At 66.4% G+C, this 22,533-nt stretch carries 29 protein-coding genes; 16 read left to right on the plus strand and 13 right to left on the minus strand.

Going from position 1 to position 22,533, the window contains the following annotated elements:
* Nucleotides 1–29: 29 nt before the first annotated feature.
* From C5E07_RS17865 to C5E07_RS17880, 4 genes are all read right to left on the minus strand, one after another.
* Nucleotides 30–680, minus strand: a complete 651-nt coding sequence (locus C5E07_RS17865; protein ID WP_219820036.1) for a Type 1 glutamine amidotransferase-like domain-containing protein — start codon at nucleotides 678–680, stop codon at nucleotides 30–32.
* Between the two features lie 68 nt (nucleotides 681–748).
* On the minus strand, nucleotides 749–1,369 hold the full coding sequence (locus C5E07_RS17870; protein WP_258064036.1) for a DNA-binding response regulator: 621 nt from the start codon (nucleotides 1,367–1,369) through the stop codon (nucleotides 749–751).
* Nucleotides 1,366–2,502: a sensor histidine kinase gene (locus C5E07_RS17875; RefSeq protein ID WP_104301244.1), complete on the minus strand. Its 1,137-nt coding sequence runs from the start codon at nucleotides 2,500–2,502 to the stop codon at nucleotides 1,366–1,368. Before C5E07_RS17875 ends, C5E07_RS17870 begins: the two co-directional genes overlap by 4 nt.
* Nucleotides 2,499–2,744: a hypothetical protein gene (locus tag C5E07_RS17880; RefSeq protein WP_104301246.1), complete on the minus strand. Its 246-nt coding sequence runs from the start codon at nucleotides 2,742–2,744 to the stop codon at nucleotides 2,499–2,501. The genes C5E07_RS17875 and C5E07_RS17880 overlap by 4 nt, the downstream gene beginning before the upstream one ends.
* A 111-nt stretch (nucleotides 2,745–2,855) precedes the next feature.
* Between C5E07_RS17880 and C5E07_RS17885 the strand changes: the two genes are divergently transcribed.
* From C5E07_RS17885 to C5E07_RS17890, 3 genes are all read left to right on the plus strand, one after another.
* Complete coding sequence (locus tag C5E07_RS17885; RefSeq protein WP_104301248.1) at nucleotides 2,856–3,515, plus strand: stage II sporulation protein M; 660 nt, start codon at nucleotides 2,856–2,858, stop codon at nucleotides 3,513–3,515.
* A gap of 171 nt (nucleotides 3,516–3,686) precedes the next feature.
* A complete protein-coding gene (locus C5E07_RS19585; RefSeq protein WP_181058165.1) occupies nucleotides 3,687–4,178 on the plus strand; it encodes a hypothetical protein in 492 nt (163 codons plus the stop codon).
* A 124-nt stretch (nucleotides 4,179–4,302) separates the two neighbouring features.
* Nucleotides 4,303–5,139 carry a CPBP family intramembrane glutamic endopeptidase gene (locus C5E07_RS17890; RefSeq protein WP_181058167.1) on the plus strand — a complete coding sequence of 279 codons (837 nt, stop codon included), beginning with the start codon at nucleotides 4,303–4,305 and terminating at the stop codon, nucleotides 5,137–5,139.
* Nucleotides 5,140–5,180: 41 nt separating this feature from the next.
* Here the strand turns inward: C5E07_RS17890 and C5E07_RS17895 are convergent, their stop codons facing one another.
* Nucleotides 5,181–6,113 carry a CPBP family intramembrane glutamic endopeptidase gene (locus tag C5E07_RS17895; protein WP_104301252.1) on the minus strand — a complete coding sequence of 311 codons (933 nt, stop codon included), beginning with the start codon at nucleotides 6,111–6,113 and terminating at the stop codon, nucleotides 5,181–5,183.
* Nucleotides 6,114–6,132: 19 nt separating this feature from the next.
* Nucleotides 6,133–6,774: a hypothetical protein gene (locus tag C5E07_RS17900; protein ID WP_104301254.1), complete on the minus strand. Its 642-nt coding sequence runs from the start codon at nucleotides 6,772–6,774 to the stop codon at nucleotides 6,133–6,135.
* Between the two features lie 91 nt (nucleotides 6,775–6,865).
* Between C5E07_RS17900 and C5E07_RS17905 the strand changes: the two genes are divergently transcribed.
* From C5E07_RS17905 to C5E07_RS17920, 4 genes are all read left to right on the plus strand, one after another.
* Entirely contained in the window at nucleotides 6,866–7,477 is a 612-nt protein-coding gene (locus tag C5E07_RS17905) for a TetR/AcrR family transcriptional regulator (RefSeq protein ID WP_104301256.1), read from the plus strand.
* Nucleotides 7,474–7,785, plus strand: a complete 312-nt coding sequence (locus C5E07_RS17910) for a hypothetical protein (RefSeq protein ID WP_104301258.1) — start codon at nucleotides 7,474–7,476, stop codon at nucleotides 7,783–7,785. Before C5E07_RS17905 ends, C5E07_RS17910 begins: the two co-directional genes overlap by 4 nt.
* 151 nt (nucleotides 7,786–7,936) lie before the next feature.
* Entirely contained in the window at nucleotides 7,937–8,386 is a 450-nt protein-coding gene (locus C5E07_RS17915) for an AraC family transcriptional regulator (RefSeq protein ID WP_104301260.1), read from the plus strand.
* 241 nt (nucleotides 8,387–8,627) lie between these two features.
* A complete protein-coding gene (locus C5E07_RS17920) occupies nucleotides 8,628–9,149 on the plus strand; it encodes a hypothetical protein (RefSeq protein WP_104301262.1) in 522 nt (173 codons plus the stop codon).
* Here C5E07_RS17920 and nhaA read toward each other — a convergent pair.
* Nucleotides 9,140–10,501 (minus strand): Na+/H+ antiporter NhaA, encoded by a 1,362-nt coding sequence (gene nhaA / locus C5E07_RS17925; RefSeq protein ID WP_104301264.1) that lies wholly within the window; start codon nucleotides 10,499–10,501, stop codon nucleotides 9,140–9,142. The two genes, C5E07_RS17920 and nhaA, sit on opposite strands and share 10 nt — an antisense overlap.
* Before the next feature lie 162 nt (nucleotides 10,502–10,663).
* Between nhaA and C5E07_RS17930 the strand changes: the two genes are divergently transcribed.
* On the plus strand, nucleotides 10,664–12,040 hold the full coding sequence (locus C5E07_RS17930; RefSeq protein WP_258064037.1) for a TrkH family potassium uptake protein: 1,377 nt from the start codon (nucleotides 10,664–10,666) through the stop codon (nucleotides 12,038–12,040).
* Between the two features lie 50 nt (nucleotides 12,041–12,090).
* Here C5E07_RS17930 and C5E07_RS17935 read toward each other — a convergent pair whose 3' ends face one another.
* Nucleotides 12,091–12,462, minus strand: a complete 372-nt coding sequence (locus tag C5E07_RS17935) for a MerR family transcriptional regulator (RefSeq protein ID WP_104301268.1) — start codon at nucleotides 12,460–12,462, stop codon at nucleotides 12,091–12,093.
* 158 nt (nucleotides 12,463–12,620) lie between these two features.
* On the opposite strand from C5E07_RS17935, the gene C5E07_RS17940 reads away from it, so the two are divergent.
* Together C5E07_RS17940 and C5E07_RS17945 are read left to right on the plus strand one after the other, a co-directional pair.
* On the plus strand, nucleotides 12,621–14,132 hold the full coding sequence (locus C5E07_RS17940) for a SulP family inorganic anion transporter (RefSeq protein WP_104301270.1): 1,512 nt from the start codon (nucleotides 12,621–12,623) through the stop codon (nucleotides 14,130–14,132).
* A gap of 28 nt (nucleotides 14,133–14,160) precedes the next feature.
* Entirely contained in the window at nucleotides 14,161–14,784 is a 624-nt protein-coding gene (locus C5E07_RS17945) for a hypothetical protein (RefSeq protein WP_146080648.1), read from the plus strand.
* An 81-nt stretch (nucleotides 14,785–14,865) separates the two neighbouring features.
* Here the strand turns inward: C5E07_RS17945 and C5E07_RS17950 are convergent, their stop codons facing one another.
* Nucleotides 14,866–15,336, minus strand: a complete 471-nt coding sequence (locus C5E07_RS17950; RefSeq protein WP_104301274.1) for a hypothetical protein — start codon at nucleotides 15,334–15,336, stop codon at nucleotides 14,866–14,868.
* A 136-nt stretch (nucleotides 15,337–15,472) separates the two neighbouring features.
* Nucleotides 15,473–15,820, minus strand: a complete 348-nt coding sequence (locus tag C5E07_RS17955) for a hypothetical protein (RefSeq protein WP_104301276.1) — start codon at nucleotides 15,818–15,820, stop codon at nucleotides 15,473–15,475.
* 484 nt (nucleotides 15,821–16,304) lie between these two features.
* Between C5E07_RS17955 and C5E07_RS17960 the strand changes: the two genes are divergently transcribed.
* The gene (locus C5E07_RS17960) at nucleotides 16,305–16,628 is read left to right on the plus strand and encodes a hypothetical protein (protein WP_104301278.1); all 324 of its coding nucleotides are present in this window, start codon (nucleotides 16,305–16,307) and stop codon (nucleotides 16,626–16,628) included.
* Nucleotides 16,629–16,701: 73 nt separating this feature from the next.
* Here C5E07_RS17960 and C5E07_RS20020 read toward each other — a convergent pair whose 3' ends face one another.
* The gene (locus C5E07_RS20020) at nucleotides 16,702–17,199 is read right to left on the minus strand and encodes a CGNR zinc finger domain-containing protein (protein ID WP_104301280.1); all 498 of its coding nucleotides are present in this window, start codon (nucleotides 17,197–17,199) and stop codon (nucleotides 16,702–16,704) included.
* Nucleotides 17,200–17,284: 85 nt separating this feature from the next.
* Between C5E07_RS20020 and C5E07_RS17970 the strand changes: the two genes are divergently transcribed.
* The 4 genes from C5E07_RS17970 to C5E07_RS19895 all read left to right on the plus strand — a co-directional run bounded on the left by C5E07_RS17970 (nucleotide 17,285) and on the right by C5E07_RS19895 (nucleotide 19,754).
* Nucleotides 17,285–18,157: an alpha/beta fold hydrolase gene (locus C5E07_RS17970; protein WP_104301282.1), complete on the plus strand. Its 873-nt coding sequence runs from the start codon at nucleotides 17,285–17,287 to the stop codon at nucleotides 18,155–18,157.
* Between the two features lie 262 nt (nucleotides 18,158–18,419).
* The gene (locus tag C5E07_RS17975; RefSeq protein WP_104301284.1) at nucleotides 18,420–18,860 is read left to right on the plus strand and encodes a hypothetical protein; all 441 of its coding nucleotides are present in this window, start codon (nucleotides 18,420–18,422) and stop codon (nucleotides 18,858–18,860) included.
* A gap of 55 nt (nucleotides 18,861–18,915) precedes the next feature.
* Complete coding sequence (locus C5E07_RS19890; RefSeq protein ID WP_258064038.1) at nucleotides 18,916–19,419, plus strand: hypothetical protein; 504 nt, start codon at nucleotides 18,916–18,918, stop codon at nucleotides 19,417–19,419.
* Nucleotides 19,416–19,754, plus strand: a complete 339-nt coding sequence (locus C5E07_RS19895) for a transcriptional regulator (RefSeq protein ID WP_258064039.1) — start codon at nucleotides 19,416–19,418, stop codon at nucleotides 19,752–19,754. The genes C5E07_RS19890 and C5E07_RS19895 overlap by 4 nt, the downstream gene beginning before the upstream one ends.
* 150 nt (nucleotides 19,755–19,904) lie before the next feature.
* Here C5E07_RS19895 and C5E07_RS17985 read toward each other — a convergent pair whose 3' ends face one another.
* Complete coding sequence (locus C5E07_RS17985; protein ID WP_104301288.1) at nucleotides 19,905–20,468, minus strand: TetR/AcrR family transcriptional regulator; 564 nt, start codon at nucleotides 20,466–20,468, stop codon at nucleotides 19,905–19,907.
* Nucleotides 20,469–20,546: 78 nt separating this feature from the next.
* On the opposite strand from C5E07_RS17985, the gene C5E07_RS17990 reads away from it, so the two are divergent.
* A complete protein-coding gene (locus tag C5E07_RS17990; protein WP_104301290.1) occupies nucleotides 20,547–21,695 on the plus strand; it encodes a zinc-binding alcohol dehydrogenase family protein in 1,149 nt (382 codons plus the stop codon).
* Between the two features lie 282 nt (nucleotides 21,696–21,977).
* On the opposite strand, the gene C5E07_RS17995 is transcribed toward C5E07_RS17990, so the two are convergent.
* The coding region (locus C5E07_RS17995; RefSeq protein WP_219820253.1) for a hypothetical protein at nucleotides 21,978–22,533 on the minus strand (556 nt) is incomplete at its 5' end.

The following is a 22,533-nucleotide window of genomic DNA, read 5'->3' on the forward strand; positions in this document are numbered from 1 at the left end:
CGGGGAGGGTCGGAGCACTCCGAGCGGGCTCAGCAGCTGGAGTCGATCACGCTCACACTCGTCCCATCGGCGAGAAGGGCCTGGTCGTCTGCGAGGGGGAGCAACGGGTAGTCAGCTCCGTACGTGTCCAGCGTCGTGCGAATCAGGTCCGGTGGGTAGGGCGGCAGCTGCCCATCCGCATGCGGGATGATCGTCTGCTCGACCAGCCCGAGGCCGGTGAGATCAGTGAGCAGAGGCCCATCCGCAGGGTCGTCCATCAGGGAGGCGGGCGTGACATCGGGCCCCGCGATGATCGATCCGGCGCTGGACCCGACGTAGGGGAGTCCCGCTCGCACGTGCCTGACCAGCGGAACGTCGCAGCCAGACACGCGCAGCGCCTCAAGGAGCGCGAAGGTGCTCCCGCTCGCCACGTACAGCGCATCCAGCCCTCCGAGCACGCGCTCGAACTCGGCGACGCTCAGGCCCCGAACGGTGATGCCGACGACCTCGTGGCCCAGCTTCTCCACAGAGTCGCGTTCCGCTCGCACGAACGGAGCCTCCGAGAACGCCACCTGGGCGTCGTCGATGTAGCCGAGGCGGAGTGGGCCTTCGCGATCTGTCGACTCCGCGAGGAAAGACGCGAGCACACCCGGACAGCGGGAGAGCAGGAGGATCTTCACGCCGGGCACGGTATCAGCCACCGCCGACAGCTTGATCGAACCCGGAAGGCTGCTGTGCCCTTCCGCTCGAAGCTCGTTGCGTTCAGACGTCAGAGCCAGTCGCGCTCGTGGGCCACCCGGGCTGCGTCATGGCGCGTGCCAGCACTCGTCTTCTGCATCGCGCTGGAGAGATAGTTGCGGACTGTTCCCGGCGCGAGGTGGAGCCTCCGTGCGATGTCGCGGACGGAGTACCCCTCGCGCGTCTCGCGCAGGACGTCGACCTCTCGGGCGGTGAGCGGCGAATCGTCGGCTATGGCGGCCTCGAGGACATCGTGGGCGATCCACCGCTGGCCTGCGTGGACGCGCTCGACGGCGTCCGCGATGTCTTCCGGGTCGGAGGCCTTGCTCATGAAGCCGAGCACCCCGAGGTCAAGGGCTCGCCGGAGGACGCCGGGCCGTGCGTGTCGAGTGAGCATGAGGACGCGTTGGGTGGGACGCTCGGCCAGGATCCGTGCAACCGCCTGCAGCCCGTCTGTCCCCGGCATCTCGAGATCGATGACAAGCACGTCGGGCTCGTGCTCGAGCGTGGAAGCGATGGCTTCGTCCCCGTTGCTCGCTTGCCCGACGACCTGGATCAGGCCATCGAGGGGGAGGAGCGCCGAGAGGGCGGTGCGCAGGAGCAGCTCGTCGTCCGCGAGGACCACGCGGACAGGAGCGCGGCCGCTGCTCACGACGCACTCCGCGCCGGAGTGTCGACCGGCGGCGAGCTGATGTGAGCTGAGACGGTGAACGTGGGCGGGGTGTGCTGCACGGACAGCGTCCCACGATTCGCCTCGAGACGTTCGCGGAGTCGTGCGAGGCCACGGAGCGGAGCACCCTCGGTGCTCACTCCGTCGTTGGTGATCTCGATGCGGTCTGGGGCCGCGATGATGGTCACGCGCTCGGGGCTGGCATGACGCAGCAAGTTCGTGGTCGCTTCGCGAAGCACCTGCGCGAGCAGCTCATGCGGGCTGGCCTCCGTCCCATCCGCGACCTCCGTGCTGACCTGGATGCCCACCGCCTGGCACAGCTTCGTCGCGTTCTCGAGCTCGGCCAGAAGGTTGAGCCGATGCCGAGCGTAGGCGAGCGTCCGGGTCTGCGCGATGGTGTCACTCGTGAGCTGGCGGATGTCATCGAGTTCGCTGATGGCCTGGCCTGGATCTGTCGCGACGAGACGACGGGCGAGAGCGGCCTTGAGCTTGATGACGTGCAGCGTGTGGCCCTGGATGTCATGCAGGTCTCCGGCGAAGCGCATCCGCTCGTTCGCGACGGCCAATTCCGCCTCTGTCCTGGCGGCCACTTTCAGGCGTCGGACGACGAGCCAGACATGCTCGCTGAAGACGATGACCCCGGTGATGAACAACGTTCCCAGGGCTGGGGAGACCAGGTAGAGGCTGACGAGCTCCCACGTCACCGGGTGGAGGATGAGCGCACTGGCGCCCACGCCGGCGACACAGGCAGCGAACACACCGAACCACAGCATCCGCCTCCGCGACCTGGCCAGGAGCATGGCCCCGATCAGTGACAGTGGCACGAAGCTGATGGGGCTCGATGCGGTGAGCGAGCCGACACCCCAGCCGACCGCCGTGAAGATCAGCGCGAACATCGCCCTCCGCGGGTACCGATCCAGGCTCCACTCGCGGAGCACCCCGAGGGTCAGGAGGTAGCCGATGGCGGCCGTCGCGCCTTCCCACCAGGATGCGGCGGTGACTGCAACGCCCAGCAGGCTGAGCGGGGCGATCGCCACGACGGCAGTGACCATCGCCAGCTGTCGCATCCGCCGCTCGGACGGGACGTCATATCGCCCCACCATGTCGATGGTCACCTCCGGGTTTCAGCGTCCCGCTGCTTGATCCGGCGTCCGACGGGCACCTTCGCGATCATCGCAGCAACAAGCATGCCGAGCGCAATGTACTGCAGGGCGGCGTTGTCGAGAAAGAAGCCGGTGATGCCCGCCGGCAGGGTGGTGAAGATGCCGAAGTCCCAGAAATGGAAACCGAGGTACGCGAGGAATACCGTCACCGTCACGGCGATCACGGCATTGAGTGTCAGATCGATTGCCTTCATAGTGCTCCAACTCTGGCCAGTTCCACGCCCTCCGGGTAGTGACGCTGTGTCACCTTCCTCGGTGACGTGACGTCACTACCGACTCTTCCCGTCTGCGGGTGAGGTGGAACCATGACCTCAGCAGCTCGATCAAGTCAGCACTCACGACCACGCAGGTGGCGGCGCTCGTTCCGCCTCATCCGCGACCACGCGCGCGCCTATGCCTGGCTCAACGTGGGCGCCTACGGCCTCACCGCTGTCGGCTTTGTGCTGGGAATCGTCTTCCCGGACCTCAACGCAGCTCGAGCGGACGCCCTCGAGAACGACGGCACGGCGGGGCTGGTCCAGGAGCTCGTGCTCACGCCGCCCTTGTTCGCCCTCGTGATCCTCGCCGTCAACATCGGCAAGGTCGGACTGGGCTTCATCTTCCTGCCGTCCCTCATCGTGCCCTTCGCTGGCCTGGGCCTCTTCGCCTACTTCGCCGTGAAAACCGGCGTCACCCTCGCCCCCACCTCGCCCGTCGCGTGGGTGCAGCTCATCCCGCACTCGCTGACGCTGATCATCGAGCTGCAGGCCTACATCCTCCTGCTGCTGGGCGCGTGGCTCCTCGGGCGACACTGGCTCTTCCCGCGAACCATCGGCGCCCCCACTCGGCGACGCGGATACCTCCGTGGCCTGCAGTGCATGGGAATGCTCGCCGTGCCTGCGCTTTCCCTCCTCGTCATCGGGGCCATCTGGGAGGCGATCTCGCTCCGCTATTTCATCCACCCGCTCGCCGAGTGGCTGCTGTAGTCGCGTCGAGGCCACACACCTGGCATAGGGGCAAATCGAGGTACGCAGCTCATGAATCCCGGGCCGAGTCAAGCGCTCCGGGCGGATTGCGTAGGCTGGCCATGATTGCCTGATGCGTGCTTGATCGCGCCCACCGAGACCACCTCAACGCGCCACCCTTCTGGAGAGACCATGTCGAACGCGCAGCCCCCAGCCGATCCGAGCCGTCGCACAGTGCTGACCGCGCTGAGCTGGTCGGCGCCCGTCCTCGCTCTGTCGGCTTCCGCTCCGACCGCAGTGGCAAGCGCGGCGACAACCGGCGGCGCGCTCACGCTGAACGGAGGTTCAAGTGCCGGTGAAGGGATCTTCTTCGCCGGGTCGAACTACGACGGTGCCACCGCGAGCGGCCCGTACACCGCCCAGCAGCTCCAGGTCATCGTCACGGTTCCCACGGGGGTGCCCTTCACGACGTCCGCAGCACCTGCTGGATTCGACGTCAGCGTCGATGGCAACGTCGTCACTCTCACGAACACCACCCCTCTTCCTGCGGGCGAACAGACGCCGGTCCTCGGCGATTTCTTCATCAGCGGCAGCTTCGCTGTCGGCACCAGCTACACCGTCCGTGTCGCGCCGACCACGATCACGACCACCTTCACCGGGCTCGCCGCCGACGGCACCTTCTGAGCGGTCGGCCCCACGCTCCGACCCTCTTGCCCGGCGGGAGCGAACCGAAACGGACAGCGCTGCTCGTCGCACTCGACACGCACGAACGTGGAGGTCGGAGCGCTTCCGCAGAACGGACCCCTGCATGACAGCAACCACGCTCGTGACTGGCTCGCGCAAGCCCGGGATCCTGACAGCTCTCGCGGCCGTCGTCGTCTATGTCGCGCTCGCCGCCGGCCTCGGCAACCTCCTGAGCAGCTTGGTCAGCGACGACCAGGAAGTGGCCCAGTTCGCGCTCGGGCATCTCATCCCGCTTCCCATCGGCATCGCGCTCCTGCTTCTCTACGTCCGCTGGACTGGCAACGCTGAGCAGGTGTGGCGCGAACGCCCCACGCCCACGCTCACACCTCCGCGCTGGTACCTGGTCTCCATTCCGATCCTCATGACCGCGTCGTCCCTCGCGGTCCTCACGGAGGTGGCCTGGGCCGAGCAGACCCTTGCGTTGATCGCCGTGATCACCCTCGGGACGCTGCTCGTGGGGTTCGGAGAAGAGCTCGCCATCCGAGGCGTGCTTCTGGCTGCCGTCCGACAACGACAGGGTGAATTCGCGGTCCTTCTCATCACGTCCCTGGTCTTCGCGCTCGCGCACATTCCCGGGAGCGTCATCGCCGGGGCACCTCCCGCGACCATCGCCTTCCAGCTGGGCGGCCTCATGATCGCTGGCGCAAGCTACTACTGGATCAGGCGTGTGACCGGGCGCCTTTGGGTCGGCGCGCTGATCCATGCCTTCAGCGATTGGGGCCTCTACCTTGCCGGAGACGCGGGTACTCAGGCGGCCAGCGTGCCGAACAGTCACGAGGCCCCTGCCGATCCGTTCATCGGAACCCTCGGAGTGGTGCTCTGGATCATCCTCGCCGTCGGCGTCGTGAGCGTCATCCGGGAGGACCGGCGGAACAGGAGACAAGACGCCAGCAGTCTCTGATCGCCCACGCCGCACCGGCACGCTGCAGTTGTGTCGACGTCTCAGCGTTCGGGGGTGCGCGCCGGGCCAGTTCCGCGCGTCATCCACCAGACGACGGCGGTGATGAGGATGAGCGTCGCGCTCGGCATGAGGGTGGCAAACGAACCGGATGCTGCTTCGCGGCTGTTGAGCGCGCCGCCGAGATCGACGTGCAGCGTGGTTCCCAGCACGAGGGCCGTGACGTTGTAGACGACGTGGAGAACGACGGCGGTCTCGAGTCCGCCGGTGCGCCACGTGACGACCGCCAGCGAGCCGAACAGCACGAGGTAGGACGTGAGGATGTACGGGTCCAGTGAGCCATGGAAGAGCGAGAAGAGGACGGTCGGGATGATGATGCCGATCGCCGCACCGACGCGCGTACCGCGGGTCCACCCGCCGACCACGCGGAACATGAACCCGCGGAATCCGTATTCTTCGCCGGCGGCCGCCAGTGGTGTCAGCAGCATCCCGATCACGAAGTAGGCGACGAGGTCGAAGGTGGTCCAGGGAACCTGCTCGGCGGGGGCGAGGAGGAAACCGGAGGCGACGACGACGAGCAGTATCGGGCCGAAAGCGAGCATCGCCCGGCCGAAGACGCCGAATCGAAAACGCCCGGCCACGGAGTGCAGGGACCGGAAGGGGACTCCGTAGAGCAGGCGCTGCAGCAGCATGCTGTAGGGGATGAGCACGCCGAGCGAGAGTGCTCCTGCGGCTTGCTGGAGAGGCGTGAAGCCGGTGCGCCCGAGCATCTGCGAGTCGATGATCGCCGCACCGAACAGGAACAGCTGCGCGAAGCCGACGAGTCCGACGAACAGGAGGACGATCGCGAGGACGCCGCGGAGGATTCGACGCTTCTCGCCCGCGTAGACGCGGTGGTACTCCACGGCCGGGGGAACGCGGGGAGTCGGTACGGGGTGGTCGTACTGGAGAAGCCAATTCGTGGTGGTGTTCGGCATTGTTGTTCCCTTTCGTGCGTCAGCTGGCGAGTTCATCGATCCAGCTCGACCTCATCCGAAGCGCTCGCTCCGTGCTGCCGATGACGGCGGCGAGGCCGATGAGCAGGTTGGCCTGAAGCGGCAGTTGCACGGGAGAGGTGAAGGTCCCGATCGAGTCGGCGATGGGGGGAATCTGCGAGAGAGCTGCGATGATCTGCGGCACTTCGACGCCCAGGCCGATGACGACGAGCAGGGTCGAGATAATGCCGATGAGACGGCTGACGCTGGGATGCCTGTGGTGCAGCCGGGCGCGGCGGCCTTCGCCCGATGCAGGATCGGGGGTCAGCTGCACCTCGCTGCCGTCCGCGCGCACGTAGTGGCAGCGCTTGAGTCCGAAGCCGGTGATGGCAACTTCGATGTGACCGCCTGGGACCGGGAATCGGGTCGGCATTTTCGCGAACGACTGCAGTGCCCCGTCCACATACAGGCGGGCACGGATCTCGCCGTCCGTCATATCGCCACCGTGCCGGACATCGACCGTGTAGGTGGATGCGGTGCCGTCGGCGGAGCGGAGCGTGATCGCGCGGAGCGACCTGCTCAACATCTGCCACCACCGGTAGCGGCGAAGTGGCTCGCCGGATCCTGCTCGCACGCGCCGGGTGCGCCATTGCTTGAGTCCCATCCCACCCTCGATCCAAATTAGTACAGCGTGATAGTCAACGAGGGGCTAAGCTAGCACACCGTAATAGAGCGTTGTCGCGAGAAGGGCAGACATGACTGAGGTACCCAAGGAGCCGGGCACGCGCGACAAGATCCTGATCGCTGCGGCGACAATGCTCGGCGAGAACCCGACCGCGCGCTTGAGCGTGAGGGCGGTGGCTGCCCGTGCGCAGGTGAGCACCGGCTCGCTCCGCCATTTCTTTCCGACTCAGCGCGATCTCATCGACACGGTTGTCGCGGGCCTCTACGACCTCGATATCCCCGACGATCCCATCACCGATCGCTCCATGTCGCCGGCCGAGCGTCTCATCGCCTGCTTGCGCCTGATCCTCGCGCAAGTGGGTGTTGGCGATCGTGCCCGAGAGCAGTGGGGTGCCCTGTACGACGCATACGTGGCATCCCCGCCGTCCGAAGACGAAGCGGCAACCTACTTCGCGCTTGAACGGATGGGGCGCCACCGTATCGAGCGATGGCTGACCACCCTCATCGAGGAGGGGGCCGTGCCCGCGGGCGAGGTTGAGCGGCGGGCACGGTTCCTCGCGACTGTGCTCAGCGGCCTCATGACCGACCGCGCTCTCCCCGCCGAAGCGGTGCAGACGGAGGCCGAGACGGAAACGCTCCACCTCGCCGTGCACGCCGTCACGACCGCCTGGAGTGCCTCATGAACACGCTCCTCTACGAGGCCGCGCTGCAGGTCGTTCCGCTGTTGCTCATCGCCCTCTTCCTCGACCGACGCGTCACAGGTGACGAGACGACGGCGCGTGCCCGGCGATGGCACCGTTGGTCGAGCAAGTTCTCGCTCCTCCTGAACGGGATCGCGTTCATGCTGTCGCTATTCGTCGTCGCGGGGGTGATACCTGCCGGCTCGCTCACCATGGCGATCGTCATCTCCGCCGTCGCAGGGTCGATCGGACTGCTCTGCGGACAGATCTGGCAACGGATCGACGAGGGAGGAAAGCCCGCGGGAAGGTGACTCGTCCGTGCGGCGACGTCATCCTCCGATTCGTCTCGACCGCAGTCGGAGCCGAGTGATTGCCGGAATTGCGTTTCGATAGACAGGTTCGCAACACGAAGTTCACCTCACTGTCTGAGCTGTTGAAGGCAAAAATGCTAGGCACGACACCATGACCTCTTTCCCGATGATGCACGAGCTCGGCCGGATCGATGTTGTTGCGCTGGAAGATCGACCTGCGCTGAGTCGAGACGTCACCCTCGATCTCGAGGAGGTACAAACAGCATGGCCAGCGTTCGAGGGAGCCTTTGATTCACTTCAGGGGCGAAGAATGATGGGCCTGATCTTCGGCGGCGATGCCGTCTACCGTCTCGCCACCGCGCGGCTAGATCGAGATGTGGACAACGCCCTCGGCTTGGACGAATCGATCATCCCGGGAGGCGACTATCTCAGACTGCGCCTCCGCGGGGAGGCTCCAGGCCTCTACGGCCAGATCGAAGCAGCCTTCGATGTTCTCTTCACTCTTGCTCATCACGACCACGACCCAGAGAGACCGCACATCGAGTCCTACCGTCGCGAAGGTGAGATCGATTGCCTCGTGCCGATACGGCCGGGGTGCTAGATGGACGATCCCGCTGTGGTGACGAGCTCCGCAGAGCACGCCTGCTGATCATCGAGGAACAGGGTCGGGCAGTGGTGTCAGAACGCGGTGGCGGCTTCTTCGCGCGACTGCTCGGACGCCCCGGGCGCTGACGGGCTGGAGCGGGCTAGGGTGGGTCACCTGCCCCTTGCGGGCTTGGTGTGCCGGGAAGTCTGGTCGGCAGTGATCACGTGATCGCTTCGCTGACGAAGGGACCCCATTTATGCCTCGCCCCACGCTCCTGTTCGGGAACTCGCTGCATGTGCTCGAGTCCTTCGCAACCTCCGATGGGGTGATCGACTGCCGCATCGAGCGGCCTGCTTCGCTCACGACGAGCGCGAGAGCCTTTGTCCTTGCGGTCGACCTTCGTGGCTCCTCGACATCGCTGCACGCGAGGCGACAGCTGAAAGCAGTGCTCAAGGATGCGGTCGTGGAGGCACGACGGTACGGGCAGTTCGCGCATTTCATCGTCGTCTACGCTGCCGGCAAGTTGGACGATGCTCGTCTTGATTCGGTAGCCGCAGGGTTGGCGGTGAGTGTGCATGCTTCGCTCGAGCGTGAGCTCGGTGAATCTGCGGACGTCGTTCTGCTGGATGTCACGGCCTGCACTGCGCCGGAGCAGCTGACGCGGCGGCTGGCCGCGCACATTCAGCGTCCGGCGGGCGCCGCCTCCGACACGGCATTGAAATGGCGGGATGTGGAGCACAACAGCATCGCTGCCGCCGCGACGAGCGACTACTGCTGAGCCGAAGCGGCATCGGTTTGGAACACATCCGGGATTCCGTCGCCGTCGGCATCGACGCGCTCCGCCGCGTGCAGTCGACGGTAGGTGCGGTTTCGAAGGCTCAAGATGAGCGCCGCGCCAGCCGCGGCGATCAGGGAAGCCAGCAGGATCGCGACCTTCGCGTGGTCCTGCTCGGCGGAGCCCGCGGGGAAGCTGAGCTCGGCGATCAACAGCGACACCGTGAAGCCGATCCCGGCCAGCAGTGCGACGCCCGTGATGTCGATCCAGCGCAGCTGCGGATCCAGCGCGAATCTCTTGGAACGGGTGACGAGCCAGGTCGTGCTGACGATTCCGATGGGCTTGCCGAGCACGAGGGCTGCGATCACGCCGATGGTGACCGGGTCGGTCAGGGCCGAGAAGAATCCGTCGATGCCTCCGATGGCGACGCCGGCGGAGAAGAACGCGAAGATGGGCACGGCGACGCCCGCGGAGATCGGTCGGAACCGGTGCTCGAACTCTTCGGCGAGCCCCGCGCGGTCCGGGGTCGCGTCGCCCTTGCTGCGCAGGACGGGGATCGTGAACGCGAGCAGAACGCCGGCGATGGTGGCGTGAATGCCGGAGGCGTGAAGGAAGGCCCAGGCCACGACGCCGATCGGGAGCAGCACCAGCCAGGCCGCGAACGCATGACGGTCGAACAGGCTCCGGTAGCGCTGCGCGATGATTCCGTAGGCCGTGATGACACCGAGCGCGATCAGCAGGGGAAGCAGGTCGATGGTGTCGGTGTAGAAGAGCGCGATGATGCTGATCGCGAGCAGATCATCCACGACGGCCAGCGTGAGCAGGAAGATGCGGAGCGGACTCGGCAGATGCGAGCCGATGAGGGCGAGGACGGCGACCGCGAAGGCGATGTCGGTGGCCGTGGGGATGGCCCAGCCGTCGAGCAGCTCGGGCGAACGGGCGACGACAACCGTGTAGATGACAGCCGGGATGGCAACGCCACCAACCGCGGCGGCGATCGGCACGGCGGCGGTGCGGAAGCTGCGCAGGTCTCCGGAGACGAACTCCCGCTTCAATTCCAGGCCCACCATGAAGAAGAAGATCGCGAGCAGGCCGTCGGCGGCCCACGCTCCGAGGCTCAACTCGAGGTGCCACGGCTCGTAGCCGATACGGAAGTCGCGCAGAGCGAAGTAGCTCTCGGCGAAGGGCGAGTTCGCCCAGACGACCGCGATGACGGCCATGATCGCCAGCAGGACGCCGCCGACGGTCTCCTTGCGGAGAATGTCGCCGATGCGGCGGAACTCTCGATGGCTGCCCCTGCTGGGGACAGGGGTGGGAGTCTGATCAGTGGTTGGGGACGGGTTAGCAGACGTCATGGGGCTCCGAGCGGGTTCGATGACAGGACATCGTCGACCAGGCTTCCCGACACACCGGAGACGATTTTACCAGGGGCTCGATGATGGCCCGGTCATTTTCGCCAGCGCGCACATGCTTGAGCAGAGTCGAGGAGCATGATGTTCAGCAGTGAGCCTGCGCAAGTGCCCGCAGTCGTGACGACTGCCGGGTCCCGTCTGTCGCGTGTCCTCAATCGCTTCGTCACGAGGTGGCCGGCGCGAGCGGCCGTGCTCGTCTTCGTGGCAGCTGCGCTGCTGTTCGCGGGTCTCTTGGCTCTCCCGATCGCGTCCGCGGATGGAACACCGACACCGTTCCACGACGCGCTCTTCACCGCCGTCTCGGCGGTGACCGTGACGGGGCTGACGACCGTGAATACTGCGGACCACTGGTCTCTGTTCGGTGAGGTCGTCATCCTCTTCGCTGTCCAGACCGGTGGGCTCGGAGTGGTGACCCTCGCCCTGCTCCTCGCGCGCATCGTCACGCGCCGTCTCGGCGTTGGAGGGAAGGTGTTCGCGCAGGAGGTCATCGGCGCGTCCGGCCTGGGAGACGTGTGGCGCCTCCTGCGGGTGGTGCTGCTGACCACGTTCACCATCGAAGCGGCCCTCATGATCGTGCTCGTGCCGGCGTTCGCGGTCGCCGAGGGCTCCCTGGGGCTTGGCCTGTGGCACGGCTTGTTCTATGCCGTTTCGGCGTTCGGCAACGCGGGCTTCTCGCTGCATCCGGACGGGCTTGCCACGTTTGATGGGAACTTCGCGATCCTCATCCCGATCATGGTCGGTGTGTTCGTCGGGAGCCTCGGGTTCCCGGTCTTCCTCAACCTGCTCCGTGCGCGTTGGGTGCGCAAGCAGTGGACGCTCCACACGAAGCTCACCCTCGCAACCACCCTCATCCTCCTCGGCCTCGGCGCAGTCGGCTGGTGCGTCGCGGAATGGAGCAACCCGGCCACCCTCGGCGAACGCCCGGTGCCCGACAGGCTCTTTCAGGGGCTCTTCGCCTCGGTGATGATGCGTTCTGGTGGCTTCTCAGTGCTCGAGCCCGCGCTCTCCTCGCCAACCGCGTGGCTGTTCACGGACGCGCTGATGTTCGTCGGCGGCGGGTCCGCTTCGACTGCCGGCGGCATCAAGGTCACGACGCTCGCGGTCCTCTTCCTTGCCATCGTCGCGGAAGCACGCGGAACGAAGCACGTGAACGTCGCGGGCCGCCGCATCCCCGTGAGCACGCAGCGCCTCGCCATCAGCGTGACCTTCCTCGGGGCGACCCTGGTGCTCGTCTCCACCTCGCTGATCATGCTCACCAATCCGGTCGGACTCGACCGCGCGCTGTTCGAGGTCATCTCGGCGTTCGCAACCTGCGGCTTGTCCATCGGTCTTTCCGAGGAGCTGAATCCCTTCGGCAAGTACGTGCTCTCCGCGCTCATGCTCATGGGGCGCGTCGGGCCGATCGCCCTCGCGACAGCCCTCGCTGTCCGCCAGCGCAACGTCCTCTTCACGCTCCCCGAGGAGCGCCCGGTCATCGGGTAGATGGTGCAGGACAGACGCTCGATGACCAAGACGCGCCCAACACGGCGCCCTTATTCCAGCGCGGTGAGGCGCTCCACGAACTCATCCGCCGCGGCAACCTGCTGGCGGAGCTTCGCCTGCCGCTCGAGCGCTTCGCTTCGGATCTCCTCGAGTCGCGTTCGGTTCGCGGAGTTTCCGGGATGCGCAGCCAGCTCGTCGACGACGTCGAGCAGCTCTCGCATCTGCTCCAAGCTGTAGCCGAGCGGCTTCATGCGGCGGATGAGCAGCAACCGCTCTTCGTCCTCAGCGGTGTAGAGGCGGAACCCGCCCTCGGTGCGGGCCGAGGGCACAAGCAACCCGATCTCGTCGTAGTGGCGCAGCGACCGGATCGACATGCCGGTGCGGTCGGCGAGCTTGCCGATCTGCATCGTTTCCTCGGTCATCTCGTGCCCCTCTTGGCTTAACTCTCACGTTACGGTAGGTTTGCGTGGGGTTGTGGTTCTCCGCGATCCTCTCACTCTTTTCGAGACGCCTCAGGCTCTCGTGGTGCGCAACGGCGCGTGCTCCCTCGTCCTATTCCTGCACCCACCGAGGAGCTCCCGTGACCATCGTCACCCCTACTTCCGATCCCTCATCCCGGTACCGCATCGAGCCGACCGTCCTACAGGCGCTGCGGAGCCCCCGCATCCTGACTCGCGAGGTGCTCGCTGGTCTGGTCGTGGCGATCGCGCTCATCCCCGAAGCCATCGCATTCTCGATCATCGCCGGCGTCGACCCTCGCGTCGGCCTCTTCTCTTCGTTCGTGATGGCCGTTGCCATCGCGTTCCTCGGCGGCCGCCCCGCGATGATCACCGCCGCGACCGGCGCGATCGCGCTTGTCATCGCGCCCGTCGCCCGCGACTACGGCATGGACTACTTCATCGCCACCGTCATCCTCGGCGGCCTCATCCAGATCGTCCTCGCCCTGCTCGGGGTCGCGAAGCTCATGCGCTTCATCCCGCGCAGCGTCATGGTCGGGTTCGTGAACGCCCTCGCGATCCTCATCTTCATCTCGCAGGTACCGCAGCTGCTCGGCGTGCCCTGGCTCGTCTACCCGCTCGTGGGCGCGGGCCTCCTCATCATGTACCTGCTGCCGAGGCTCACGAAGGTCGTGCCAGCCCCGCTCATCGCGATCGTGCTGCTGACCGGCGCCGCCGTGGTCTTCGGCCTGAACGTGCCCACCGTCGGCGATCAGGGAGAGCTGCCGCGCAGTCTGCCCGAGCTGTTCATCCCGAACGTGCCGCTCAACCTCGAGGCGCTGCAGATCATCGCCCCCTTCGCCATCGCGATGGCTGTCGTCGGCATCCTCGAGTCCCTTATGACCGCGAAGCTCGTCGACGAGATCACCGACACCCACTCCCGCAAGACCCGCGAGACCTGGGCGCAGGGCGTCGCCAACATGCTCTCCGGCATCTTCGGCGGCATGGGCGGATGCGCGATGATCGGCCAGACCATGATCAACGTGAAGGCGTCCGGTGCTCGCACCCGGATCTCGACGTTCCTCGCCGGCGTCTTCCTGCTGGTTCTCGTCCTCGCACTTGGAGACGTGGTCGCGGTCATTCCCATGGCAGCCCTCGTCGCCGTCATGATCGTCGTCTCCATCGCGACCTTCGACTGGCACAGCATCACCCCCGCCACGCTGAAGAGAATGCCGAAAAGCGAGCTCACGGTCATGCTCATCACCGTCGTCGCGACCGTCTGGACCCACAACCTCGCTATCGGCGTCGTGCTCGGCGTGCTCGTCGCAATGGTCCTCTTCGCCCGCCGCGTCGCGCACTTCACCAACGTCACCCGCCGCATCGACGGCGGCACCGCCCACTACGACGTGGAGGGGGAACTGTTCTTCGCCTCCAGCAACGACCTCACGACGCAGTTCGAGTACACGACAGACCCGGATCGCATCGTCATCGACATGTCCCGCTCCCACATCTGGGACGCCTCGACCGTCGCCGCCCTCGATGCCGTCGTCACGAAGTATGAAGCCCACGGCAAGAGCGCGCACATCGAGGGCATGAACGACGCGACCACCGCCTTCCACCAGCGACTCAGCGGAGGGGTGGAATCGAGCCACTAGGCCTCGCAGACCTGGGATGCTGGGGGGTGTGGCTCTCTACGACACGACGCTCTCGCGGACTCCCGGCTTCGTCTCTCGGCGTTCGCTGCCGCGCACGATCGTGGCGACGGGCGCGCTCCTGCTGTGCGTAGCAGCGGTGGTGTTCGCGGTGGTGAACTTCGCCGGGTTGATGGAGTACTCGAAGGAGAGCGCTCAGGAAGCGTCGCGCCCGCGCTATCAGGCGCTGCGGGGGCTGGGGATTCTTCCCATCGCGATCATCATCCTCGCCGTGACCTTCGGAGTGTTCGCTGTCGGGGCGATCGCGGGGTCCTGGTCGCGAGTGTGGGTCCGCGAGCAGACCGGCACACCGCTTCGGAAGCGATTTGAGGGGTACCACTCGCTCAGCCCGGACGCATTCGAGCGCCTCCACGCGGCGTTCGCATCCGGCGACCCGACCCGGTACGTGCCACTGCCCGAGCAGAGCCGCGGAGGTGACGGCGTCGTCTTCATCTGGACCGCCGACGCCGACCAGCTCGCATTCGTCGGAATGACCTGGGGGAGCAAGCGGAAGGCCACCCGCAACGCACCCCTCATCGTGCTCAGCGGTCGTCCGTTCGGCGACCTCGATCGTGCCCTCCGCGCAGGTCTTACCGCTCCGTGGGTCGCCGGCTAGGAAGCTGACGAGTCGAACGGGCTCACCAAGCCGGTTGACCGGCAGGCGAATGCGGACGCTGCGGAGCTGAGTCGACGGCGATCAGTGCCAGGCCTGTGAGCTGTGCACGGCGCCGACGGTGAACGGGCGATCCGTGACGATCGTCGACCATCGCAGCGCGCGGTGAATGCTGTGCCAGAGGACTGAATCGTGACCCGCCCCGAGGGGCCGCCCCGCCGCATCCACCGTGGTCGCGACGTATCCCAGTGGTCGACGTTCACCTGGCCACAGGCGCGCAACGCGACCACCCATGACGACCGCGCGTTTCTCGAGCAGCGTCAGGCTGGTGTACCCCATGGGCACGTTCTCGAACAGGACGTCTTGGGTGAAGTCGCCCGCCGTTCTACACCGGGAGGCTCCGCTTCCGGTCTCGACGAAGAGGAGCGTCTCGTCGTGATCTGTGTCGAAGACCGATGGATGGCCCCGCAGCCAGGTCGCGGGCCCGGCAAGTTCGTGATCGATCTTGGGCACCTCGACCCCCTCGTCCCACCACGAGCTGGAATCGAGGATCATCGGAACGTTCACGCTCCTCACGAGGCGTGATCATACGGGCTCAGCTCTTGCACTGACAGAGGAAGCTCAGCTCCTAGCGCCCGCAGCTCGTTCTCGGTCGGTGGGAGTCGACGAGGCCGTCGCCGTGATGCTCCGACTAGACAATTACTCGCGGACGGCGGCTGTGCCGACGGAGATAGTCCTCGACGAGCTCCTCTTCGGTGACTCGCCCGCCAGCCTGCAATCGCCGAAGGTACGGGACCAGCCAGCTCCCTTCGGCCTTCACGATGTGCGCCAGTGAGCGCGTTTGGAGGGCTTCGTCAACACTGACCACGCGGCCGGCAGCCCCGTGCCCCACCCCCTCGCTGAGCCCGATACTCCACACCTGGTCTTCGCTCAGCACGAAGTCGACGTCGTAGGGCCACGCCGGCGAGCTCGCATCTCCCTGCCGCGGCGAGCTGGATGCCAGGCGCAGAATGCGCTTCTTCGGTTCGCTGCTCACCATCACAACATCATGACCGAGAAACCCCGTCATCGCCGCCGCCTCGCAAAACCCCTGTGCTGCTGAGCGCCGAGGCGACCAGCAGCGCGTTCCCGGTCAGAGCCCCGGTTGGCGGGCGGCCGCGTTGACGGTCCAGTTCATGAGGGCCGTGCCATTTCCAGACGAACGCTGGTGGATCGCAACCCGAACCGCCTCGAGCTGGAGCCGCCCGGCGCCTCGGCGGGCCATCCTCTTGATGAGGGTGAGCTGAAGGGTACCGACGGGGCTTGTGCCACGTCGGTCGCGAGGACGACATCGTTGCGAGGGTCGGCGATGCTGTTACTGCCTCACAGAGGGGCCCGACGTGGAAGCTCACACCAAGCATGAGTACCAGCAGGCCATCTTCTGACGAGTGGCCATCGAGAGGTGGAGCACTCATGGCCGTCTGTGGATTTCTCCGTGCCCGAGGGTTTGTCGTCCTCGACAACGGCGGTTGTAGGATCCCGGAATGAGACGAGCTCGCATTGTTGCTGTCATCGCCTGGGGGCTGGCCGCGGTAGCAGCCTGCGTCGTGATTCTCGCCCTCACGCTTCCCGCGTCCGTCGTCGTGTCCACGCAAGATCCCGTCAAGGTCGTCTGCACCCCCGTCCTCGGCGCTGACCCGGATTACCGACTCGGTGTTCGTGACACGGGTGGGAACGGGATGCAGGAAGCGATCGGTGCTTGCGCGGCGTCACGCGACCGCAGCTTGGGGACCGCATTGGTGCTGGGAGTGGCGATCACGGGATTGACGGCCGTTGGCCTGGGTTCCCGCCGTCGCAGCGAGGCCTGACGGGGTCCACAACCTTCAGTCGCCTGACCCGACCAGAGTGATCGCTTGGGGCTGCGCTCGCGGGCAGCTTGGCTCAGGCTTTGGAGCGGCGTGCGTGCGTGCGCGCCTTCATCCGGTTGCCGCAGACCGCCATCGAGCACCACTTCGCGGTGCCAGGGCGACTGTGGTCGACGAGGAACTGGGTGCATTCGTGGTTCGCGCAGGCGCGGAGGCGCCCGGGGAACTCCGTGATCACGCTCGACCACGCCAGCACGGCCCCTGCCGCAAGGCGGTCGTCGTCGGGAGTCTGAAGCTCCCAGGTCACGCCATCCGGGGTGACGCGCGGCGTCTGCACGGCATCGTCGAGGATGCCCGTGAGCTCTCCGATCGCCCCTCCGTCGTCTCCACGGACGACGGCCTGCAGTGCCTGTCGTACGCGTCGGAGGCGCGCCAGCTCGTTCGCGGATCCTGTCCCGCCCCAGCTGCGAGCGATATCTCGCCCCGGAGCGCCCTGGAGCCGGTCGGTCGGGGTGCCCTCGATGACCGGTGCGCTGTTCAGCAGGCTCAGCAGCAGTTCCTCGTTGCGAAGCACCTCTCCTCGCTTTCCCGCACTGTCTGGTGCGACGAATCCATGCTACCGTCCTGCTAACCAGTAAAACAAGCCAAAGGGGTTAGCCATGGTCACCGTCCACCACCGCACCGTCTCCGTCGATGGGCTCGACGTCTTCTACCGCGAAGCCGGCCCCGCCGACGCACCCGTGCTCCTGCTCCTGCACGGGTACCCGAGCAGCTCCCACATGTTCCGGCACCTCATCCCCGCGCTCGCCGACCGGTACCGCGTCATCGCCCCGGACCACATCGGCTTCGGACGTTCCGCTGCGCCCTCGGTCGACGAGTTCGAGTACACCTTCGCGGCCCTCGCGCGGGTGACCGGTCGTTTCCTCTCGACCATCGGGGTCACGCAGTACATGATGTACGTCCAGGACTACGGCGCCCCGGTTGGCTGGCGCCTCGCTCTCGCCGACCCCGCTGCGGTCGTCGGTGTCATCTCCCAGAACGGCAACGCATACGAAGAGGGCTTCGTGCCCGGCTTCTGGGACCCGATCTGGGCCGACGCCGCCGAGCGGACCACCGAGACGCGCGACGCGCTCCGTCCCGCCCTCGGCCGTGAGGCCGTCGAATGGCAGTACACCCACGGTGTGCCCGACATGACGACCGTCGACCCCGACGCGTGGGAGCACGACCTCGCGCTCCTCGCCCGGCCGGGGCAGGACGACGTGCAGCTGACGCTCTTCCGCGACTACACCACCAACCGTGACCTGTACCCAGCCGTGCACGCCTGGCTCCGCACCTCGCAGGTGCCGGTTCTCGTCGTCTGGGGGCGCAACGACGAGATCTTCGACGCTGCCGGCGCCGAGGCGTTCACCCGCGACGCGCCGCACGCTCGCGTCGACCTCATCGATGGCGGACACTTCCTGCTCGAATCTCACCTGGATGAGGTCGCTGACGCCATCAAGAGCTGGCTCCAGACCAGCGAGCGAAGCGCGTAGAACGTCGGGCTGACCTCCGGTCCTGATATCGCAGGCAGGGCCCAGGCGGCCGTTTCCATGAGCGTTCGGCCGCCTTGGATCACGCAGCCTCTTCGTGATCTCACGCTCCGCGAGCTCGGCAACATGCCATCGGCCGTGGATCAGGCTTCCGCGCGGTCACCGCTCGGAGTACTGGGTCGTGATGGTGATGCTCCTGGTCTACTCATCTCGGGCACTCATTTGGCACTAGGCACCTGACCGCGCGGTCGCTATATTTTTCACCATGACCGCACCCGAACCTGAGGCTGTCTCGCGTCGCACCGTGATCGGTCTCGCGTGGGCCACTCCAGTTCTTGCTCTCGGCGTCGCCGCGCCTGCCATGGCAGCGAGCCCAGCGCAGCCGGTCACCATCTCTGCGAACACGAGTGACTCCACGCGGTTCCCGATCTCCCTCACGACGACGGAGAGCCTGACGGCAGGCACGACCTTCGACGTGGACATCGACGGCACTGCGAATCAGTGGGCCCTCAACTCCTCGGGAACGACTCCCGGCACATGGGTCTGGTCCCGATTGGGCAGTCGCGGCGCGCGCTTCACCTCGACAGCTACGGCTCCCGGTACGTACGAGTTCGTTCTGGGTCTCGCAGGCATCGCTTCCTATTCAGGCACGATCCTCACGGTCACCACCCCGGAAGGGCAGGAGCTCACGAGGGTCGTTCTCTGATTCTTTGCACTGGATGACTTGCCACGTTCGCAACTCACTGGATAGAGTTGCGATCATGGCAAGTGATTCCGAGGATCAGACACCGGATAGCCAGGCCAAGTCGCCCAGCCGGGATCAGGCGCAAGCTGCGCTCGACGACCTCGGGTGCGACAGTCAGGGGCTGGCTGCTCGCATCGTCACGCCATGGTGGTACCACCCAGCTCTTGGGGTGATCACCGCGATCTTCGCGGGCGCGCAGGCGCTTCCCGGGGCGTGGCCAATGGTGCTGCTCGTGCTGGGGGTCGTCGCGATCCCGATCCTGACCACGACGTACTCTCAACGCTTCGGAGTGGTCGTGACGAAGCCGGCCGGCCCGCGAAGCAAGCGCCTCCTCCTGGCAACGCTTGGTGTGCTTGTCGCCGCGATGATGTCGAGCCTGGCGTTCAAGTTCCTGGGCATCGATCCGTGGTGGGCGCTCATTCCTGCTGGGGTCACCTTCGCGGCCACCGTCATCCTCGGGCGCCGGTACGACGAGGCTCTCCGCCAGGAGGTCGCCGCTCCGAAGGTGGCTGGAGCGTGACGGCGGGTCGCGCTCCCGCGTTCAACGAGGTCATTCATGCGCCGCTACGACTGCGGATCTGCGGACTGCTCCGGAGCGTCGACGAGCTGGAGTTCGCCGTGGTCCGCGATGCGCTCGCCATCGATGATGCCAAGCTCTCGAAGCACATCAAAGTGCTGACCGACGCCGGTTTCGTGTCGCTCCGCAAGGAGAGGTCGGCCAGTCGAGCCGACTCAAGGCGTCTCACCTGGGTCAAGCTCACGCCGATCGGTTCCACCGCGGTGGAAGCCCACCTCGCCGCGTTGACCGCTATCGCCAACGGCGCCGACCTCGACGCCACTCCGGGCCAGGCCTAATCCCAAGCTGAGGCGGCTCCAGTGCTCGGAGCCGCGAAGCGACTCGCGGAACCCAGAGGTCTTGAGGCGTCTCACCGAATTGCCGCGGCGGTCGCTGCGAACAGAAAGTCCGCGCGTCCCCTCTCTTGGGCTCATCCGATGTGCGGGGCGTCACTCGCTGATGCACTCGCGCATGTCGCCCCAGACCGACGTCACGCACTCCTCCAGTGGGCGATCCGTGGGCCCCGCAAGCCATTGATCCATCGCGAGGTCGAAGCAGGTCACGGCAAGAGCGGCGAGCGTGCGCGACCAGCGAGGGGCGGTGCCACGTTGCTCCAGCGACGCCTTGATCGCGAGGGCGAGGTGGTGGCTCTGCAGGAGATCGCGCTCGTGCAGTGCCGGCTCGCTGCGGACGATCAGGCGCCGACGAGCGATCGACTCTCGCCAGTCCTGAATTCCGCGGGATGCCGCAACGAGTCCCGCGCGCACGGTGGCTGCCCCGGCGGTTTCGGGCGGAACCGAGCTCATGAAGTCGCTGACAGCGTGGGGGAACTCGCGATCTCGGAGGAAGAGGACATCGCGTTTGTCGGCGAAGTGGCGGAAGAACGTCCGAGTGGTCAGATCCGCGGCTGCGGCGATCTGGGGCACCGTCGTTGCGGCGAAGCCCTGTTGTTCGAACAGGACGATCGCCGCACGTTCGAGCCGAAGTGCGGCGTCGGGGGACCATCGAGGCATAGCAACATGATGTCACGAAGTGTCATCAGGTGTACACTGACGGCACGAGATGTCATCACCTGTGGAGAGCGAACGGTCATGAGAGAAAACACTGCGGCGTGGATCGATGCCCCATACGCCGACCTGACGATCCGAGACGCACCCGCACCCGCACCCAAGCCAGGCCCGGGGCAGCTGCTGGTTGCAGTGCGCGCACTGGCAGTGAACCCCTTGGATGCGATCATCCAGTCCAACGGGCGGCTGATGTACGGGTGGCTGCAGTACCCGGTGATCCTCGGCGAGGATGTCGCGGGTGTCGTCGTCGAGGTCGGAGAGGGCGTGGGTGCCTTCGAGGTCGGCGATCGCGTCACGGCGTACGCGATCGGTCTGGAGAAGGGCCGCGATGCTGTCTCCGAGAGTGGTTTCCAGGCATACGTCGCCGTCGACGCGAATCTTGCCGCGGCGCTGCCGGACACCATGGCGTTCGAGGAGGCCGTCGTTCTCCCACTCGCGCTGTCCACGGCGGCAGCCGGGCTCTTCGAAACCGCGCAGCTGGGGTTGGACTACTCCGGCCTCGGAAGCCCGGAGACTCGCGACGAGGTCGTCGTGGTGTGGGGTGGCGCGACGGCCGTGGGAGGCAACGCGATTCAACTCGCCCGAGCGGCGGGCTATCGAGTCGTCACGACTGCCTCTGCCCGCAATCACGAACAGATGAAGAGGTTGGGGGCCGAGGCGGTATTCGACTACCGCGATGCGGACGTTGTCGACCGGATCATCGAGGCTGTCGGCGGTTCCGTCGTTGCGGGTGTCCTGGCCATCGCCGTGGGGTCAGCCGAACCGTGCCTGAAGATCGCTCGGGCGACCGGCGCGACGAAGATCGCGATGGCGAGCCCGCCCGTGTCGTTCTACGAGCAGCCCCGTCGAGGTGGCCTCTCCCTCACCCGGATCCGCCTGCTCCTGCGCTTGGGAACACGGAGCGCCCTCCTGCAAGTACGCAGCCGTGCCCGCAACATCAGGGCCTCGTTCATCTGGGGAAGCGCCATCTCGACCTCTCCCGTGGGTGCGGCCATCTGGGGCAGCTACCTCCCTGAAGCGCTTGCAACTGGCCGGCATCGCGCGTACCCGGATGCCCACGTTGTCGGAGACGGCCTTTCTGCCCTCCAGGGAGCGATCGACACGCTCCGCGGGGGCGTGTCCGCTCAGAAGCTTGTCGTCACGCTGAACGACGCTGCGTCGGGGGACTCCTGATCACCCGCAGCGGGGCGAGAGTGGCAGCCCGTTTGAGCGGGGCCAGATGCGTGGAGCCTCGTGCTGCGGATGCGAGGCCCCCATCTACCTTCACCACCGCCACGTTCGTTTCGACACCCTTGGGTTTTGCAATGTCTCACTGGCAGTCACAGGCCGCATGACGGACGAGACGTCAAGTGGGGGCGCGGGCTTGCTGCTCCCCGTCGAGGTCAGCCCCGTCGTACCCGTAGATCGCACCGCGGGCGTCACCATCCTGGAGAACCGCGGAGCAAGCACCTGTGGCTAGTAGGTGATGCTCGGGAGAAGCAATCCGCCGACGACAGCCACGTACCCGAGTCCACAGAATGCGAGCGTCAGAACGACGCGTGCAGTGATGCGGAGGGTGTGTGCCCCTCTGGAGCGCCACGGCGAAGGATTCTCCGCGTTGTTCTCCGTTGGTTGCGCGCGGTGGATTGCGAGGAGCGCTGCGGGAAGCGCGCCCAGAACGGCCGCAAGGGTGAGGGCTTGTGCCGAACGCAGGATCACTGCGGACGGTGGAGCTCCGTCCGAGAGGAGCGTCGCCGCGACAGTCGCCCAGAGTATGCCCGCAAGCGCAAGCGCCACGAGGGCTGCCGCTCGGAGGCGGCGCAGCAGCCGCTCTCGACGCGGGGCCTCCTGAGCGATCTTGTACCAGCGACGGATGCCCCAACGCGCAGGAAGCGCGAGTACCGCGGCAGCGAGTACAGCGAGCGAGAGTGTTGCGATGATCGGCAACGCCGCCCGACTCGGCGACATCGGCTGGAGCGCGAACGCCGGGTTGAGGCCGATCGCGACCACGCGTCCGTCCTGCTGGTCGACG

It is taken from the genome of Pseudoclavibacter sp. RFBJ3, from assembly GCF_002931375.1.
Lineage (GTDB): Bacteria > Actinomycetota > Actinomycetes > Actinomycetales > Microbacteriaceae > Pseudoclavibacter.

Excerpts from the sequence above, each read along its gene's own strand:
- C5E07_RS17880 (WP_104301246.1), bottom strand. The coding sequence starts at position 2,744 with ATGAAGGCAATCGATCTGACACTCAATGCCGTGATCGCCGTGACGGTG.
- C5E07_RS17885 (WP_104301248.1), top strand. The coding sequence starts at position 2,856 with ATGACCTCAGCAGCTCGATCAAGTCAGCACTCACGACCACGCAGGTGG.
- C5E07_RS19585 (WP_181058165.1), top strand. The coding sequence starts at position 3,687 with ATGTCGAACGCGCAGCCCCCAGCCGATCCGAGCCGTCGCACAGTGCTG.
- C5E07_RS17890 (WP_181058167.1), top strand. The coding sequence starts at position 4,303 with ATGACAGCAACCACGCTCGTGACTGGCTCGCGCAAGCCCGGGATCCTG.
- C5E07_RS17895 (WP_104301252.1), bottom strand. The coding sequence starts at position 6,113 with ATGCCGAACACCACCACGAATTGGCTTCTCCAGTACGACCACCCCGTA.
- C5E07_RS17900 (WP_104301254.1), bottom strand. The coding sequence starts at position 6,774 with ATGGGACTCAAGCAATGGCGCACCCGGCGCGTGCGAGCAGGATCCGGC.
- C5E07_RS17905 (WP_104301256.1), top strand. The coding sequence starts at position 6,866 with ATGACTGAGGTACCCAAGGAGCCGGGCACGCGCGACAAGATCCTGATC.
- C5E07_RS17910 (WP_104301258.1), top strand. The coding sequence starts at position 7,474 with ATGAACACGCTCCTCTACGAGGCCGCGCTGCAGGTCGTTCCGCTGTTG.
- C5E07_RS17915 (WP_104301260.1), top strand. The coding sequence starts at position 7,937 with ATGACCTCTTTCCCGATGATGCACGAGCTCGGCCGGATCGATGTTGTT.
- C5E07_RS17920 (WP_104301262.1), top strand. The coding sequence starts at position 8,628 with ATGCCTCGCCCCACGCTCCTGTTCGGGAACTCGCTGCATGTGCTCGAG.
- nhaA (WP_104301264.1), bottom strand. The coding sequence starts at position 10,501 with ATGACGTCTGCTAACCCGTCCCCAACCACTGATCAGACTCCCACCCCT.
- C5E07_RS17935 (WP_104301268.1), bottom strand. The coding sequence starts at position 12,462 with ATGACCGAGGAAACGATGCAGATCGGCAAGCTCGCCGACCGCACCGGC.
- C5E07_RS17950 (WP_104301274.1), bottom strand. The coding sequence starts at position 15,336 with ATGATCCTCGATTCCAGCTCGTGGTGGGACGAGGGGGTCGAGGTGCCC.
- C5E07_RS17955 (WP_104301276.1), bottom strand. The coding sequence starts at position 15,820 with ATGGTGAGCAGCGAACCGAAGAAGCGCATTCTGCGCCTGGCATCCAGC.
- C5E07_RS17960 (WP_104301278.1), top strand. The coding sequence starts at position 16,305 with ATGAGACGAGCTCGCATTGTTGCTGTCATCGCCTGGGGGCTGGCCGCG.
- C5E07_RS17970 (WP_104301282.1), top strand. The coding sequence starts at position 17,285 with ATGGTCACCGTCCACCACCGCACCGTCTCCGTCGATGGGCTCGACGTC.
- C5E07_RS17975 (WP_104301284.1), top strand. The coding sequence starts at position 18,420 with ATGACCGCACCCGAACCTGAGGCTGTCTCGCGTCGCACCGTGATCGGT.
- C5E07_RS19890 (WP_258064038.1), top strand. The coding sequence starts at position 18,916 with ATGGCAAGTGATTCCGAGGATCAGACACCGGATAGCCAGGCCAAGTCG.
- C5E07_RS17985 (WP_104301288.1), bottom strand. The coding sequence starts at position 20,468 with ATGCCTCGATGGTCCCCCGACGCCGCACTTCGGCTCGAACGTGCGGCG.
- C5E07_RS17990 (WP_104301290.1), top strand. The coding sequence starts at position 20,547 with ATGAGAGAAAACACTGCGGCGTGGATCGATGCCCCATACGCCGACCTG.